The sequence below is a fragment of the Bradyrhizobium sp. STM 3557 genome (assembly GCF_045571465.1).
Lineage (GTDB): Bacteria > Pseudomonadota > Alphaproteobacteria > Rhizobiales > Xanthobacteraceae > Bradyrhizobium.
In genome coordinates this window covers 2,231,843-2,247,154 of the sequence record NZ_CP120697.1, presented here as the reverse complement: position 1 = coordinate 2,247,154, position 15,312 = coordinate 2,231,843, and the positions used below count along the sequence as shown (strand labels likewise).

Genomic DNA, 15,312 nt, shown 5'->3' with positions numbered 1-15,312 from the left:
CATGGGCCGCCCTCCCCGATTTCCGGGGAGGGGAGCGGATATCGATGCAACCGTGACAGGTCCGGCTGCGCTATGCCGCGTCGCGATGCGAGGCGATGATGTGGTCGGCCGCACGGCCGGTCACCTCGGCCATGTGGTCGAATTTGCGCCTGAAGCTGCCGGCGCCGGCCGTGGCCGACCGCAATTCCACGATCAGCTCGCCGATCTCCGCCTCGGGCATCATCGCCCGCACGCAGTCCCAGCCCGGCCAGCCGTCGCGGGTGTCGAAGCCAAGGATCTGTCCGCGCCGCGCCGACAGGATCGCGTTGATCTTGGCGGTCGCCTCGGTGGGGCAGACGATCTCGACCGTGTGGATCGGCTCCAGCAGCACCGGCTGACACTGCGGCAGCGCCTCGCTGATGCCGACCCGCGCCGCCGTGCGGAACGCGAGATCGGACGAGTCGACGCTGTGATAGGAGCCGTCCGTCAGGGTCACCTGGACGTCGATCACCGGGAAGCCAAGGGGTCCGCGGGCCAGGCCGTCGACGACGCCCTCCTCCACCGCCGGGATGTAGTTGCGCGGCACCGCGCCGCCCACCACCTTCTCGGCAAACTGGAAGCCTTCGCCGCGCGGCAGCGGCTTGATGTCGAGCACGACATCGCCGAACTGGCCGTGGCCGCCGGACTGCTTCTTGTGCCGCCCGCGCTGGGTAATCGGCTTGCGGATCGTCTCCTGATAGCCGATCGCGGGCGCGTGCGACTTGACGCTGACGCCGAAGCGATCGCGCAGGCGCTCCTGCGCCACGCGCAGGTGCATTTCTCCTTGTCCCCATAGCACCGTGTCGTGGGTGCGCTGGTTCTGCACCATGGTCAGCGACGGGTCCTCCTCGTTCAGCCGCAGCAGCGCCTGACCAAGCTTGACGTCATCCTTGCGGTCATCGGCTGAGATCGAGATCGCAAGCACCGGCTCGGCCGGCTCGATCTTGATCAGCGCCGCCGGCGCGGTCTTGCCGGTGCCGATGGTGTCACCGGTCTTAACCGGGTCGAGCTTGCCGAGTGCGATGGTCTCGCCGGCCTCGGCCGACGGACGTTTGCTGTCATAGGCGCCGGTCGCAGCGAGGATGCCGGAGACGCGCGCGGTCTCGCCGCTCGCCGTGTGCAAGGTCGCGCCGTCGTCGAGACGGCCCGCGAGCAGCCGCGTCAGCGACAGCTTGCCGCCGTGCTGCAGATGCAGCGTCTTGAAGACGTAGCCGAGCGCCTCCTTCTGCTCCTTCACGCCGAGCCGCTGGGCGGTCTCGGCCACGCCGGGCGCCTCGTGCCGGAGCGCCTTCATCAGCCGCAGCACACCGTTCTCGCGCAGCGCCGAGCCGATCAGCACCGGGCAGATCACGCCTTCACGCAGCTCGCGCGCGAGATCGTCGAACACGGCGTCGCGTGGCGGCTGGATGTCGTCGAGCAGCTGCTCCATCAGCGCATCGTCATGATCGGCAAGCTTCTCCAGCATCGAGAAGCGCGCCTCCTTCTCGCGGTCGAGATCGCCGCCTTCCAGCGCGATCACCTCCGAGGCCTTGTGCTCGCGATAGACGAAGGCACGTTCCAGCGCGAGATCGACGAAGCCCTCGATCAGGTCCCCCTTCCAGATCGGGATCTGGCGCAGCACCAGCGGCACGCGCGAGGCCGGCTGCAAGGTCGAAAGCGTGTCCCGGATGCGCTCACTGGCACGGTCGATCTTGTTCAGGAACAGGAAGCGGGGAATGCCGAGCTCCTCCAGCTCGCGCAGGATGATCTGCAGCTGCGGCAGCTTCTTCTCGTCGGCTTCGCAGACCACGACCGCGGCATCGACCGCGGGCAGCGCGGCGCGCATGTCATGCGCGAACTCGATCGAGCCCGGACAGTCGAGAAAGGTGTAGCTGTCGCCCATGAAGCTGGTGGTGGCCGCGGTGAGCGCGACGCCCATCTTGTGATGGCGCGCTTCCGCACTGGCATCGCCGACCGAGGTGCCGGCGTCGACGCTGCCGGCGCGCGGGATTGCACCGGTTCGTGCCAGGATCGCTTCGAGAAGAGTGGTTTTACCGCTTTGGAAAGGGCCCACCAGCGCAATGCACCGTGGACCTCGGGGACTTCTGACGTCTTGTCCCATTCGCCGCCTCCTTGATGGGGAGCTCGGCCCTTGATTGGGTCGGCAAACGCAAATGGTCTGCCTCGCCGGCTGCTTTGGCAAGCCGGAAAAATTTCGCTGCGGTGCAGGAGCCTGCGGTGGAGGAGAACGCCGACCTCTCCCAGCCTCATCGGCGGGAGAGGTCCGTCTTCACGACGAAGGACGCAAACCCATCAACGGCCGGGTCGCAGCTCCAGGCTCTCCAGGCCAGCGGAAACGTTGAGGCCGACCTGGCCCTGCACGCTGAGCGGCTGCAGCGCGATCGAGTTGGCCGAGCCGCCGATCAGCACGTTGCCGCCGAGGCCGACACCGACCGAGGCCGAGCCCTGCGCGCCGGCATAGTCGCCGGAGAGGTCGCCGATGCCGAGACGCGCGACCGGCGCGTAGACCACCCAGGCGAGCGTCGATTCCTGGGTGATGCCGAGATCGACGCCGACCTTGCGGATCGTGGCGATGTAGCGGTCCTCCGGCAGGCCGTCGGCGCGCAGCACGCAGCCGAGATGGGTGACCGACCCGACGACGAAGCCGATGCTGGCGCCGCCGCGGCATTCCAGCACGCCGACCCGCACGCGCTCCATCTGCTGTGCCTGGGCAATGGCGCATGCACCAACCAAGGCACCAGCAAAGGCAGCGGCCGCCAGCCCCGCAAAGGCGGCCGATCTAAGAGACGATCGCATGAATGAAACTCCGGATGAAATGAAAGATGTGATGCTGGTCGGCCGACCTCGACGCACGATCAACCGGCGCTCACATCTATGGCATAAGGTGTGAAGCGCCGCCAGATTTTGCGCGCGCTTGCGTGAACGGCTCATGAGCAAGCAGATGAACAGCCGCTCATGAGCAGGAACAAGCGGGCTCAAAAAAGAGAGGCCCGCGATGCGGGCCTCTCCTGATCTCATCGCCGCTCTCAACGATGCTGCCGCCGCATCGACCGTCCCGGACGATGCACCAGCCGCACCGGGGTGAGCTCGAGGTCGGTCGCGCCGGCCGCGACGTTGACCCCGAGTTGCCCCTGCAGGCCGATCGGCTGCAGCACATAGGCGCTCGCCGGACCACCGACGAGAAAATGTCCGCCGAAGCCGACGCCGACCGAGGCGTTGGCAGCGACCCCGCCATAGCGCCCGGCAAGCTCGCCGTGCCCGAACCGGTCGGTCGGTGCGCTGACGGCCCAGGCCATCCTGGTCTCCGCGGTGACGCCGAGATCGACGCCATAGCGGCGCAGCGTCGCAACGTAAGGCTCGGGGCGATGACCCTCGCTGCGGAAGATGCAATCGAGGCGCGTGGTCGATGTCACCACCTGGCCGACACTCTCATCGCCCTGGCATTCGAGCACACCGGCGCGCACCGGTGGTGCGGACACCTCCTCATGGGCCTGCGCCAAGGGCGCGGCAAGCAGTGAAAGGCAGACAAACGACAGAAGGGAAAAGCGCATCAAACTCGGTCTCCGCGTGACGCTTTGATTCTCGCGCGCGGACACAAAGAAAGCGCCATGTCCGAAACATGGCGCTTTGCTTAACCGTTGTTCATCCGCTTCAGGATTGGCGGCAGTGTGACTCGATTACCGCAGATTGCCGCAGAAGCGCTGAATGCGCTTGCAGGCGTCCTCGAGATCGCTGGTCTTGGTCGCGTAGGAGATGCGGAACGCCGGGCCGAGGCCGAAGGCCGAGCCGTGCACCACGGCGACCCCTTCAGTTTCGAGCAACTCGGTGACGAACACTTCGTCGTTCTCGATCACCTTGCCTGATGGCGCCGTCTTGCCGATCGTGCCGGCGCAGGACGGATAGACGTAGAACGCACCTTCAGGGCGCGGGCATTCGATGCCGTTCGCCTGGTTCAGCATCGAGACCACGAGATCGCGCCGCTCCTTGAAGATCTTGTTGTTCTTCGGGATGAAGTCCTGCGGACCATTGAGCGCCTCGACCGACGCCCATTGCGCGATCGAGCACGGGTTCGAGGTCGACTGCGACTGGATGGTCGCCATCGCCTTGATCAGATGCGCAGGGCCGCCGGCATAGCCGATGCGCCAGCCGGTCATGCAATAGGCCTTAGAGACGCCATTCACCGTCAGCGTGCGGTCGAGCAGGCTCGGCTCGATCTGCGCCGGGGTCGTGAAGACGAAGTCGTCATAGACCAGATGCTCATACATGTCGTCGGTCATCACCCAGACATGCGGGTGCTTCACCAGCACCTCGGTGAGCGCCTTCAGCTCGGCCTTGGTGTAAGCCGCGCCGGTCGGGTTCGACGGCGAGCACAGGATCAGCCACTTGGTCTTCGGCGTGATCGCCTTCTCCAGTGCCTCGGGCTGCAGCTTGAAGCCGTGCGCGGCGGTGCACACCACCGGCACCGGCTCGCCGCCGGCGAGCGCCACCATCTCCGGATAGCTCACCCAATAGGGCGCGGGGATGATCACCTCGTCGCCCGGATTGATGGTCGCCATCAGCGCGTTGTAGAGCACCTGCTTGCCGCCGGTGCCGACGATGATCTGGTTCGGCTTGTAGCTGAGCCCGTTCTCGCGCTGAAACTTGCCGATGATGGCTTCCTTCAGCTCCGGGATACCGTCGACCGCCGTATACTTGGTCTTGCCGGCCTCGATCGCCTTGATCGCCGCCTGCTTGATGTTGTCGGGCGTGTCGAAATCCGGCTCGCCGGCGCCAAGGCCGATGACGTTGCGGCCAGCCGCTTTGAGCACCCGCGCTTTATCCGTGACCGCGATGGTCGCGGACGGCTTCACACGGTCGAGCGCAGCGGCAAGAAACGGCATCATCAGCTCCTATGCAGGCGTCGTGAACCGCTCCTCGGCCACGACTTGTCATGTGTGGGAAACGCCTCATCGTAAGGCCCGCGCCGTTGCACCGCAAGAAGCTTTGGGCAACTCAGCCAAGCCTTTAGGGAACGTTAAAATGCCGGGGCTACGCTGCCGCGCAACATTGTTCAGATGCGCCGGCCCAAAATGAACGATCTCCTCGGCATCTTGCGATCCGGCGACTGGCTGACCCGTGCGCGGATCAGAGCCTACAGCCTCATCCTGCTGGCGGTGTCGCTGCTCGCGATGCTCGGCTGGATCGCGCTGTCGGACGGGCTGGTCGACCGCAACGGCAAGCCGATCGGCACCGATTTCTCCAATGTCTATGCGGCAGGAGTCCTGACCCTTCAGGGCAAGGCCAGGGACGCCTACGATCCGCCGCGGCAGCACGCGATGGAAAGGGCCGTGTTCGACGGTCGGGACGTACCGTTCTTCGGCTGGCACTATCCGCCCTTCTTCTTCGCGATCGCCGCGATCGTGGCCGCCCTGCCCTATGGCGGCGGGCTGGCGCTGTGGGTGTTTTCGAGTCTTGCGCTTTATCTCGCCGTCATGCGCGCGATCCTGCCCCGCCCGGAAACTCTGCTCGTCGCCGCGGCTTTTCCGGCCATGTTCGTCAATCTCGGCCACGGTCAGAACGCCTTCTTCACCGCAAGCCTGCTCGGCGGCGCGCTGTTCCTGCTCGAGCGCCGGCCCGGGCTGGCCGGGTTCCTGATCGGCCTGCTCGCCTATAAGCCGCAATTCGGCGTGATGATTCCGATCGCTCTGGTCGCGGGTTCGCGCTGGTCCGCGATCGTGACCGCCGTGCTCACGATCGCCGCGCTGGTCGCGATCAGCGACCTGACGCTCGGCCATGAGGTCTGGCACGCATTCTTCCAGTCGATGAATTTCACCCAAACGGTGGTGCTAGAGCAGGGCGGCACCGGCTGGGAGAAGATCCAGTCGGCCTTTTCCGCGGCGCGCCATTGGAGCGCCGACATCCGCACGGCTTACGTGGCGCAGACGATGCTTGCGCTCGTGCTCGCCGCAAGCCTCGCCTATCTCTGGCGGAGTGACGCGGCCTTCGACCTGAAGGCGTCGGCGCTGGCCACCGCGAGCCTGCTGGCGACGCCTTACGTGCTCGATTACGATCTGGTCGTGCTCGCCATCGCGATCGCCTTCCTCGTCCGCCACGGTCTCGCGCGAGGCTTTCGCGACTACGAGATCAGCGTGCTCGCCGCCGCCTGGATCGTGCCGCTGCTGTCACGCAGCGTTGCCGGACTGACCACCATTCCGCTCGGGCTTGTCGGCATGCTGCTGCTGTACGCGCTCACGCTGCGCCGTGCCCTCAGCGACCGCACGGCCGAGATCGGCGCCGAGATGCGCATCGCACAAGCGTGATCTCATTTGTTTCGCCGTGTTGGAAGGTTCATATCCTGACGGTGCAGTGCGGTAGCGTTTTCGACTTTTTCCATGGACCGGCTCTTGCGGCCTGCGCCCATCGGCAGCATTGTCGGCCCGCTTTGCGCAATCATCTGGCGCATGCTGCGCATGGCGCTTCCTCGAAATCGAAACGGCCGAATGTACAAACTCTATTCGATGCAGCGTTCAGGCAACAGCTACAAGGTCCGCCTTGCGCTGGCGCTGCTGAACGCGCCCTACCAGGCGATCGAGATCGACATCCTGCGGGGCGAAAGCCGCACGCCCGAATTTCTTGCCAAGAACCCGAGCGGACAGGTGCCGCTCTTGGAGGTCGCCGAACAGCGCTACATCGCCGAGTCCAACGCCATCCTCTGGTACGTCGCCGGCGGCACGCCGCTGGTACCGGAGTCCGCTGTCGAGCGCGCCGAGGCGCTGCAGTGGATGTTCTTCGAGCAGCACGCGCTGGAGCCGAATATCGGTGCCGCCTATTTCTGGCTGCTGCTGGTCAAGGGCGGTCGCGACCTGCAGACCCACGCCTTGGAGGACTGGATGGAGCGCGGCTATGCGGCGCTGCAGGTGATGGAGAACCACCTCAAGGCGAACGACTACTTCGCGGCAGGCCAGCTCACCGTCGCGGACATTGCGCTCTATGGCTATACTCATGTGGCCGACCGCTGCGATTTCGATCTTTCGACCTTCCCACGGATCAGAGCCTGGCTGCGCCGGGTCGAACAGGCGCCCGGTTTCGTCGCGATGGACTGGAAGCCGGCCGAAATTGCCGACACGGCCGGAATTGCCGCCGACTACGATTAAGTGAAGTGAATAGCGTGTAAAAAATAGGAAACACTGGGAACGAATTTTCTCTCTGCCCTGATTTCGCCATCTTTGGAGCCCTGGCGCCGCAATCCTGCCTGCCATTCCTGCAGAATTTAACCTGTGCGGGTGATTCGCTCGCGCATGTACGTGTAAGGGATTAAGGTTCATGTCGCGTCGTGCCTACGTTCCGAACATCGCCTCTGCTCGCGGCACCCCCGTGCCGCGACGTTCGGAGCGCCGTGCTTCCTCGTTCAAGACCTGCGACGCCGGCTTTCACGGCGTCACCACGCCCACGGCCTCGTCACATCTCAGCAACGCTGTCGCCGCGACCATCGCGGTCGGGACGCTCTCGCTTTGCGCCGGCGTCACCCTTGCCGTGCTGGCAATCAAGGCCAGCATGGCGCTGCCAATCCCGACTTAGACCTGCAAGCCGTTTTGACCACCTTCGCGGTTTTCGCGACAACAGGCGACGATCGTCTCGCGTGCTGCATATGGCGATGAAATCAACGGTCGTAATTGTTGCCGTCACACTGGCACTTGCGATCCTTCTGGCAGCGTCCCTGGTGGTCGCCATCGAGCGGCGCGGTGAACTGTCGTTGTGGCCCCTGAGCGATGGACCCGTGGTCCGCGTCCAGTTCGTGCAGCCCGCCCTGCAGAAGACCTCCGTGCCGGATTGATCCCGCAGGCGCCTCCCTCTATCGAAGCTCGTTCCATGGATATGAGAAGGACGAGCAATGCCCACCCACCTGACCATTCGCGCCGTCACCCGGCAGGATTACGAGCGCTGGCTGCCGCTGTGGGACGGCTATAACGCCTTCTACGGCCGCTCCGGACCGACCGCGCTGCCAGAAGAGGTCACCGCCATGACCTGGTCGCGCTTCTTCGATGCCTATGAGCCCGTGCATGCGCTGGTTGCCGAGAGCAATGGCGAACTGCTCGGGCTGGTGCATTATCTCTATCATCGGACAACGACCGCGATTGCGCCGCTGTGCTATCTCAACGACCTCTTCACCGTGGAGGCCGCGCGCGGCAAGGGCGTCGGCCGGGCGCTGATCGAGGCGGTCTATGAGGCGGCCCGGCGCGCGGGCTCGCCGCGCGTCTACTGGCTGACGCATGAGACCAACAGAACCGCGCAGGCGCTCTACGATAAGCTGGCCGAGAAGTCCGGCTTCATCGTCTACCGCCGGCCGATGTGAGCGCTGCGCCGGAGTAGCCCACCTGTTTGCTCGCACACAAATGTCGTCCCTGCGAACGCAGGGACCCATAGCCACGGTAGCCCATGACATGATCGCGCTGCAGTTTACAGCTGGCGTAAACCACATCCGCCGCAGAGTATGGGTCCCGGCTCAAGGCCGGGACGACAGCGGTGGCAAACCGACAAGTACCTGTCACGACCGCGTTACATGGCAAGGTTAGGTTGTGCCTGCGCCTGGTCTGCCCCCGTCACCGACCACGCGCGTAGCGGTCCCGTCAGTCGCCGCATCTGACCGGGGCCGCATTTTTTTGTCGGAGCCTCGTCGCGCTAAACAGAAGCGATGCCCACCTTGCGGCCGGCATCGTGCAGGTTAGGATGCGCGCTCTTTTGCTCTGACGGGACTTTTCCATGGACATTCGCAATCTCGGCAGCTCCGGCCTGCGCGTCTCGGCGGTCGGCCTCGGCTGCAACAATTTCGGCCAGCGCACCGACCTGGAGACCTCGCGCAAGGTGATCCACAAGGCGATCGACCTCGGCATCACACTGTTCGACACCGCCGACATCTACGCAAACACGGGCGGCTCGGAGACTGTGCTCGGCACCGTACTCGGCGACCGGCGCAAGGACATCGTGCTGGCGACCAAGTTCTCCAAGCCGATGGCGACTGACGGCACCAAGCAGGGCGCCTCGCGCCGCTACATCATGGAGGCGGTGGAGGCGAGCCTGAAGCGGCTGAAGACCGACTACATCGATCTCTATCAGCAACACGATTACGACCCGCTGACGCCGATCGAGGAAACACTGCGCGCGCTCGACGATCTCGTCCGCCAGGGTAAGGTGCGCTACATCGGCAATTCGAACTTTCCGGCCTGGCGGATTGCGGAAGCGGAATATGTCGGACGCGCGATGAACGTCACGCGCTACGTTTCCTGCCAGGACGAATACAGCCTCCTGGTGCGCGATATCGAGAAGGACCTGCTGCCGGCCGCGCAGGAATATAATCTCGGGCTGCTGCCGTTCTTCCCGCTCGCCAGCGGTCTCCTGACCGGCAAGTACAAGCGCGGCCAGGCAGCCCCAGAGCAGACGCGCTTTGCCACCACGCCGCGGCTGCGCGACCGCTACGTCACCCCGCGCAACGAGGACATCGTCGAGAAGCTGGAAGCCTTCGCCACGGCGCGCGGCCACACCATGCTTCAGCTCGCGTTTTCCTGGCTGGCACAGCGGCCGCAGGTCGCGAGCGTCATCGCCGGCGCGACCCGCCCCGAGCAGATCGAGCAGAACGTCAAGGCGATCGCCTGGAAGCTCAGCGCCGAGGAGATGGCGGAAATCGATAAGATCACGTTGGGGTAGTTTTCTGCATTTTGTCCCCGCAGCTTGCGCACGAACGGTCCCCCAACCTCTCCCCGCTTGCGGGGAGAGGTCGGATGACATCGAAGATGGCATTCGGGTGAGGGGGTACAGGTCTAACCACGTACATTAATCGGGCGTCTGCCCCTCACCCCAACCCTCTCCCCGTAAGAACGGGGAGAGGGAGCACACCGCATTCCGCGCGAGAGTTCGCACTCAGTTTCTCACGGCGGCAATTGCTATTCTCCCGACAACTCCTGCAGAATCACTTGCAACACGCCATCAATATTGCCGAGAACATCGTTGTTCCAGAAACGGAGCGCCCGAGAGCCTTCGTCACTCAGGCGACGATCTCGGATGACGTCTTCCGCGGATTCATTGTGCTGTCCACCATCGACTTTGACGACCAGCCGCCCCTCTCACGACAAACGAAGTCGCAGATGTAGCCTTTGAGCGGCTCCTGCCGCACGAATTTGTAGCCATCAAGCTGCCGGTTGCGAATGCGATTCCAGAGCGCGGTTTCTGCGTCCGTTTGATTGGTACGCAGTCGCCGTGCGATTCGGCGACCTGTGATCTGAGCCCCGCATTGCCTTGCCCCTCACCCGGATTGCATCTCCCGATGCAATCCGACCTCTCCCCGCCAAGAGCGGGGAGAGGTTAAGACAGCCCGAGCCGATCTTACCCCATTCTATCCTCTATTCTTCACCGTCTGGCGCACCTCGAAGCCTTCGAACTGCGGATGGCCGAGATAGTGTACCTTGCTCTCGCCGGCGCGGTGATGCGCCGCTCGGAAGGCTTCCGACTTGGTCCAGGCCTCGAACGCCGCGTAGTTGGCCCAGATCGTGTGCGAGGCATAGAGCGTATGGTCCTCGGCCTCCGGCCCCTTCAGCAAATGAAATTCGATGAAGCCCGGCACCTTCTCCAGGTGCGAGTCACGCGACAGCCAGATCTGCTCGAAGTCCGCCTCCGAGCCCTTCGCGATACGAAAACGGTTCATGGCGATGTACATGCTGATCTCCTGCAGGAAAGTAACTGCCGTCCGCCTTCCTAGCAGAAAACGGCGGATCATGTGCGACCCGCCGTTAGTCGATCGAGCAATCGACACTATCGGCAATGGCTATCCAACTGCCCTACCCGATCAGTCCCTTCATCGGCTTCACCGTCGCGCTATCGGGAAACACGGCCTGCGCCAGCACACGCTCGCTGAGGCCCAGATGATCCGCCAGCACGCCCTTGATCACGGCGCGCAGATCGGTGGTCGGTGCGAGATCACGGTTCTGATACAGGCTCGCCGGCTTCAGCGACGGCCAGTCCGCGATCACGCGGCCGCCCTTCACCGCGCCGCCGGCCAGCAGCGCGATGGTGCCCGTGCCGTGATCCGTGCCCTCGGTGCCGTTGATGCGCGCGGTGCGTCCGAACTCGGTGGCGACGATGACGGCGGTGTCGCGCCAATGCGCGCCGAGGCCGCTTTCGAATTCGGCCAGCGCGCCATCGAGACCGGACAGCAGCAAGGCGAGCCGCCCGACCGGACCGCCTTCATTGGCATGAGTGTCCCAGCCGTCGAACGCCAGCGCCGCGATGCGCGGTCCGTCATCGGCCGCCATCAGCTTGGCGGCGCCGCGCGCCACCTGCCGCATCGCAGCCGCGGCGTTGCCGCCGGGCTTGCGCTTCATGTCCTCGCCGAGCGCAACTCTTTCGAGCTGCAGGCCTTGCGAGAGTGCGGCAGCGAGCGCCGGGTCACGATGATTGTAGAGATCGACCAGCCGCATCGCGGTGTCGTCCTCGGCCTGCGGCAGATTGACCGGCGCCCAGCCGACCGTCGGTGCCGTCCCGCGCAGCACCAGCGGCGTGGTCGGCCCGACCGCGAGCGCGCTCGCGACCCGCTCGCCCCGCGGCAGCGCCTCGACGGCGCGGTTGAGCCAGCCGGACTGCACCCGTCCCGGACCAGGAAAACCACTCTCCAGCACATCCTGACCATCGAAATGCGAGCGATCGCGATAGGCGGTCGCGACCGCATGAATCACCGCCGCCTGCTTGTCGCGATACATGCGCGCAAATTCCGGCATCGACGGATGCAGTGCAAAGAAGGAATCGAGCATCGGCGCGGCATGCGGGCCGTCGGCTTGAAGCGCGATCGCGCCATGGAGGGCGGCATAATCGGGATCGCCGACGGGAGCCACGGTGGCAAGCCCGTCCAGCGCGCCGCGCAGGATCACGACGATGAGCCGCGGATCACGCACCTCTGCGGCGCGCGCGAATTTGGGCACATAGGCCCAGGCGGCGAATGCGCCGCCGCCGAGCAGCAATGTCCGGCGCGAGGTGACCACACTGGTCCGGCTTGCGATCAGCGCCATCATCATCTCCTCTGGAATTCCGGTGACATCAGGAGCAGCGCCAGAGCCTGCTGCCGTGTCTCGGCGCGCTCGATCGTCTTGCGCGTCTCGCTGGAGGCGGCATCGCCTGCGACCTCGTCCAGCAGCTCGCGCGGATCGATGTTGTTGCCGATGCGCGAGGCGAGCTGCGCCGAGATGTCGAGCCTCAGCTTCATGCCTTCGGGTGCGGCCCAGGCGGCGTTGGTATCAGCAAAACCGTTCGGCCCCGCTGGCGTCCACAAGGGCTGCCCGAGCGCATTCAACGCCCCGAGATAGGGGCCGGCATCCTCAGGCATGCGGGCCAGCAGTCGTCCCGAGGCGACCAGGAATTCGTTGGGATTGCGGATCTTGGTCAGCGGCGCCGACCACGCGGCATCCGCGTCCACCAGCGCCAACGTCATGGCCCGGAGGTCGCCGTCGGTCTTCTTGAACACGCCCTCGAGCTGCGCGACCAGCGCGGGCGGCGGATCGTCGGCGACAAAGTGGCGGACGAATTTGGTGGCGATAAATTTCGCCGTGGACGGATGCCGTGCGATGTCGGCAAGCGCAGCCTCGCCCTGCGCGAGGCCGTGATCCTCATAGGTCTTGCCGAGCAGAAGCTGGGGCCCGGGCTGGTGCGCATTGGTATTGAAGATGAAGCTGCCGGGCACGCCGAGCTTGCCCTGGCGGCCGACGAAGGTCCATCCGGTGATGATGCGCGCGAGCGAGGTGACGTCGTCCTGGGTGTAACCGCCACCGACGCCGAGCGTATGCAACTCCATGATCTCGCGGGCGAGGTTTTCGTTCAGGCCGCGCTTGCGGTTCAGCCCAGCGAGCGAGTCCGGACCCAGCGATTGCTGGTTGTCGAGAAAGAACAGCATCGCCGGATGCTGCTCGACGGCTTTGACCATGTCGGCGAAACGGCCGAGCACGTAGGGCCGGATCGCCTCGCGCTCGAAGCTGCCGGCCCACATTCGCGCCAACTCGCCCTTGCCGGCTGAGATGCAAAAATGATTGGACCAGAATGCCACCAGCCGCTCGGTGATGCCGCAATCGGCGTGCACCGCGCGCTGCAGCCGTGCCAACGCCTCGGCGCGGAACGTCTTCTGGATGACGTTGAGCGGCTGTTGCTGTTGCGGCGGCTTGGCCGCATTCGGCGGCATCGCGGGAGCGGCCTGGTTCGCCTCCGCAGGCGCCATCATCATCGTGCTGCCGCCCTCGGGCGCCTTCATCTCGGAGGCGCCTGCGATGCTGGTCGCGACCTTGTCGAGCGGCGGGCTGCGCCGCTCGGGCGCCATGCCTTCGGCCGGCGGCGCGTGAGATGACGTATTATCCTTCGCAACCTCCTTGGCGGCTTCCCGCGCGCGTTTCACCTCGTCCTGATAGGCGAACACGGCCTCTGCGAGCGCCGGTGTCGACTGCAGCCCGGGCAACTCCAAAAGCGCGCCATTCGGACGGCTCAGCTCCAGCTTGACGAAGCCGCGCGGATCGGAGGCTGCGCTCGCGGGGTCGCCGGACGCACCGCCGCGCGCACCGAGTCCGAAGCGATTGAGCGCGACCAGAGCCGCCAACGGATCACGGGCCATCGATGTCCTCGTGTGTACGATCCTTGTGCGCATCGCGCCAGCGGTGAGCCGGAGGCGGTGGCGCCGAAAACGACACCGCACTATAGTTCGCAGACAGATGAACCTCGAATGAAAAGCAGGCAGCAATCTTGGTTCCGAACGTGACAAATCGTTTAGGTAGCGCGCGGCGGCAGCTCGTCTGCGCCGCCTGCGGTACCGAATTTGCTTGCGATCCGGGTGGCACCTGCTGGTGCATGGAGGAAAGTGTGCGGCTGCCGCTGCCGACCTTGCAACAGGCTGATACCGATCCGGATTGCCTGTGCCGCGACTGCCTGCACCGTCTCGCCGAACAGCAGCAGGCGGCATCACGCTGATGGAGCGCTGGACCATTGCCGCCGTCCTGCTCGACATGGACGGAACGCTGCTCGATACCGAGAAGGTCTATCTCGAGAGCACCATCGCAGCGCTGGGATCGCTCGGCTACACCGATGGTGTCGAAGCGCTATGCCATAGCATGATCGGCATTCCCGGCCCCGATTGCGAGCGCATGCTGCTCGATCGTTTCGGCGCGGATTTTCCGCTCGATGATGTCAACCGCGCCTTCGCCATGCATTGCACCGAGATCATGCGGCTCGGGCCACCATTGAAGCGAGGTGCGATCGCGCTGCTCGATGCGATCGATGACGCGAAGCTGCCGAAGGCGATCGTCACCTCGTCCTCGCGCCGCACCGCCGGCGAGCATCTCGCGCTTGCCGGCATCGGCGACCGTTTCGACGCGATTCTGACCCGCGACGACGTCCGGCGCGGCAAGCCCAGTCCCGACCTCTATCTGCTCGCCGCCGAACGGCTTGGCGCGCGGCCCGACGCTTGTCTGGCGATCGAAGATTCCAATCCCGGCGTCACCGCGGCGCATGCCGCCGGCGCGATCACGATCATGGTGCCGGACATCCTGCCGCCGACCGACGAGACGCGCGCGCGATGCGCCATCGTGCTGCCGGATCTCGATGCCGTGCTGACACATCTACGTCAATTGCGCGTGCTGCCGGCGAACTGACACGCGCGCCGCAGATCGGCGTCGCGCTTTCACCCGCTTCGTGCGTCCTGCCAGCGCGGCGGCGACGAGCGCATGCGCGGCCCCGCCCGCGGTCTCCATGTAGCTGGGATCGCGATGCAGCAGCACCACCGCGAACGATCCGTCGAGCAATAGCAGCATCTGCCGGGCGAGCTCGGCGGCATCGCCGATGCCCTCGGCCGCGAAGGTTTCGCGCAGCCAGGTCTCGAATTTCTTCTTGTGCGCGGCGCCGATCTTGATCGCCGGATGTCCCGGCAAATTGGCAAGCTCGGCCGTGGTACGCAGGAAGCCGCAGCCGCGCCATTTCGGATGCCGTGCCGAACGCGCAAGATTGCGGAAGATCGCCGCGACCTTGTCGGGCAGCGCGCCCTCCGCCTCCTCGAACCAGCGCTTGAACAATGCGAGGTTCGGCTGATCGCGCGCGGCGAGATAGGCCGCAATCAGATCGTCCTTGCTGCGGAAGTGATAATACAGCGTTTTCTTGGTGAGGCCGGCCTTGTCGGCGACCGCATCCACGCTGACGGCCCTGATGCCCTCGCTGTAGAACAGCGAGGTAGCGGCGGCGATGATGCGGTTGCGGGTCGGGTCGGAAGATCGTGGCATCCCGCGTACGTATACCGACCAGTGA

The 15,312-nt window shown here is 65.1% G+C and carries 19 protein-coding genes; 8 read left to right on the top strand and 11 right to left on the bottom strand.

Going from position 1 to position 15,312, the window contains the following annotated elements; translation table 11 throughout:
• Positions 1-70: 70 nt before the first annotated feature.
• From P6U24_RS10155 to P6U24_RS10140, 4 genes are all read right to left on the bottom strand, one after another.
• Complete coding sequence (locus tag P6U24_RS10155; protein WP_407158989.1) at positions 71-2,119, bottom strand: elongation factor G; 2,049 nt, start codon at positions 2,117-2,119, stop codon at positions 71-73.
• Positions 2,120-2,310: 191 nt separating this feature from the next.
• Positions 2,311-2,814 carry a DUF992 domain-containing protein gene (locus tag P6U24_RS10150; RefSeq protein ID WP_407158988.1) on the bottom strand — a complete coding sequence of 168 codons (504 nt, stop codon included), beginning with the start codon at positions 2,812-2,814 and terminating at the stop codon, positions 2,311-2,313.
• 230 nt (positions 2,815-3,044) lie between these two features.
• Positions 3,045-3,569 carry a DUF992 domain-containing protein gene (locus P6U24_RS10145; RefSeq protein ID WP_407158987.1) on the bottom strand — a complete coding sequence of 175 codons (525 nt, stop codon included), beginning with the start codon at positions 3,567-3,569 and terminating at the stop codon, positions 3,045-3,047.
• A gap of 126 nt (positions 3,570-3,695) precedes the next feature.
• Positions 3,696-4,898 (bottom strand): pyridoxal phosphate-dependent aminotransferase, encoded by a 1,203-nt coding sequence (locus P6U24_RS10140; RefSeq protein ID WP_407158986.1) that lies wholly within the window; start codon positions 4,896-4,898, stop codon positions 3,696-3,698.
• A gap of 189 nt (positions 4,899-5,087) precedes the next feature.
• Here P6U24_RS10140 and P6U24_RS10135 point away from each other — a divergent pair, with 189 nt between their 5' ends.
• A complete protein-coding gene (locus P6U24_RS10135; RefSeq protein WP_407158985.1) occupies positions 5,088-6,317 on the top strand; it encodes a glycosyltransferase family 87 protein in 1,230 nt (409 codons plus the stop codon).
• A gap of 2 nt (positions 6,318-6,319) precedes the next feature.
• Here P6U24_RS10135 and P6U24_RS10130 read toward each other — a convergent pair whose 3' ends face one another.
• Positions 6,320-6,469: a hypothetical protein gene (locus P6U24_RS10130; protein WP_407158984.1), complete on the bottom strand. Its 150-nt coding sequence runs from the start codon at positions 6,467-6,469 to the stop codon at positions 6,320-6,322.
• Positions 6,470-6,497: 28 nt separating this feature from the next.
• Here P6U24_RS10130 and P6U24_RS10125 point away from each other — a divergent pair, with 28 nt between their 5' ends.
• The 5 genes from P6U24_RS10125 (at position 6,498) to P6U24_RS10105 (ending at position 9,699) form a co-directional block, all read left to right on the top strand.
• Positions 6,498-7,151 carry a glutathione S-transferase family protein gene (locus P6U24_RS10125; RefSeq protein ID WP_407158983.1) on the top strand — a complete coding sequence of 218 codons (654 nt, stop codon included), beginning with the start codon at positions 6,498-6,500 and terminating at the stop codon, positions 7,149-7,151.
• A gap of 169 nt (positions 7,152-7,320) precedes the next feature.
• Positions 7,321-7,575 carry a hypothetical protein gene (locus tag P6U24_RS10120; protein ID WP_407158982.1) on the top strand — a complete coding sequence of 85 codons (255 nt, stop codon included), beginning with the start codon at positions 7,321-7,323 and terminating at the stop codon, positions 7,573-7,575.
• Positions 7,576-7,645: 70 nt separating this feature from the next.
• Complete coding sequence (locus tag P6U24_RS10115; RefSeq protein WP_407158981.1) at positions 7,646-7,831, top strand: hypothetical protein; 186 nt, start codon at positions 7,646-7,648, stop codon at positions 7,829-7,831.
• Positions 7,832-7,888: 57 nt separating this feature from the next.
• Complete coding sequence (locus P6U24_RS10110; RefSeq protein WP_407158980.1) at positions 7,889-8,350, top strand: GNAT family N-acetyltransferase; 462 nt, start codon at positions 7,889-7,891, stop codon at positions 8,348-8,350.
• 407 nt (positions 8,351-8,757) lie between these two features.
• Complete coding sequence (locus P6U24_RS10105; protein WP_407158979.1) at positions 8,758-9,699, top strand: aldo/keto reductase; 942 nt, start codon at positions 8,758-8,760, stop codon at positions 9,697-9,699.
• A gap of 236 nt (positions 9,700-9,935) precedes the next feature.
• Here P6U24_RS10105 and P6U24_RS10100 read toward each other — a convergent pair whose 3' ends face one another.
• The 5 genes from P6U24_RS10100 to P6U24_RS10080 all read right to left on the bottom strand — a co-directional run bounded on the left by P6U24_RS10100 (position 9,936) and on the right by P6U24_RS10080 (position 13,633).
• Positions 9,936-10,055 (bottom strand): DUF559 domain-containing protein, encoded by a 120-nt coding sequence (locus tag P6U24_RS10100; RefSeq protein ID WP_407160414.1) that lies wholly within the window; start codon positions 10,053-10,055, stop codon positions 9,936-9,938.
• Entirely contained in the window at positions 10,037-10,243 is a 207-nt protein-coding gene (locus tag P6U24_RS10095; RefSeq protein WP_407160413.1) for an endonuclease domain-containing protein, read from the bottom strand. The genes P6U24_RS10100 and P6U24_RS10095 overlap by 19 nt, the downstream gene beginning before the upstream one ends.
• Before the next feature lie 141 nt (positions 10,244-10,384).
• Positions 10,385-10,705, bottom strand: a complete 321-nt coding sequence (locus P6U24_RS10090; protein WP_407158978.1) for an antibiotic biosynthesis monooxygenase family protein — start codon at positions 10,703-10,705, stop codon at positions 10,385-10,387.
• Between the two features lie 121 nt (positions 10,706-10,826).
• A complete protein-coding gene (locus tag P6U24_RS10085) occupies positions 10,827-12,056 on the bottom strand; it encodes a DUF1501 domain-containing protein (RefSeq protein ID WP_407158977.1) in 1,230 nt (409 codons plus the stop codon).
• Positions 12,053-13,633: a DUF1800 domain-containing protein gene (locus P6U24_RS10080; protein WP_407158976.1), complete on the bottom strand. Its 1,581-nt coding sequence runs from the start codon at positions 13,631-13,633 to the stop codon at positions 12,053-12,055. Before P6U24_RS10080 ends, P6U24_RS10085 begins: the two co-directional genes overlap by 4 nt.
• Before the next feature lie 128 nt (positions 13,634-13,761).
• Here P6U24_RS10080 and P6U24_RS10075 point away from each other — a divergent pair, with 128 nt between their 5' ends.
• A complete protein-coding gene (locus tag P6U24_RS10075) occupies positions 13,762-13,986 on the top strand; it encodes a cysteine-rich CWC family protein (protein WP_407158974.1) in 225 nt (74 codons plus the stop codon).
• Positions 13,986-14,666, top strand: a complete 681-nt coding sequence (locus tag P6U24_RS10070; RefSeq protein ID WP_407158973.1) for an HAD family hydrolase — start codon at positions 13,986-13,988, stop codon at positions 14,664-14,666. The genes P6U24_RS10075 and P6U24_RS10070 overlap by 1 nt, the downstream gene beginning before the upstream one ends.
• On the opposite strand, the gene P6U24_RS10065 is transcribed toward P6U24_RS10070, so the two are convergent.
• A complete protein-coding gene (locus P6U24_RS10065; protein WP_407158972.1) occupies positions 14,634-15,287 on the bottom strand; it encodes a TetR/AcrR family transcriptional regulator in 654 nt (217 codons plus the stop codon). The two genes, P6U24_RS10070 and P6U24_RS10065, sit on opposite strands and share 33 nt — an antisense overlap.
• Between the last annotated feature and the right edge of the window lie 25 nt (positions 15,288-15,312).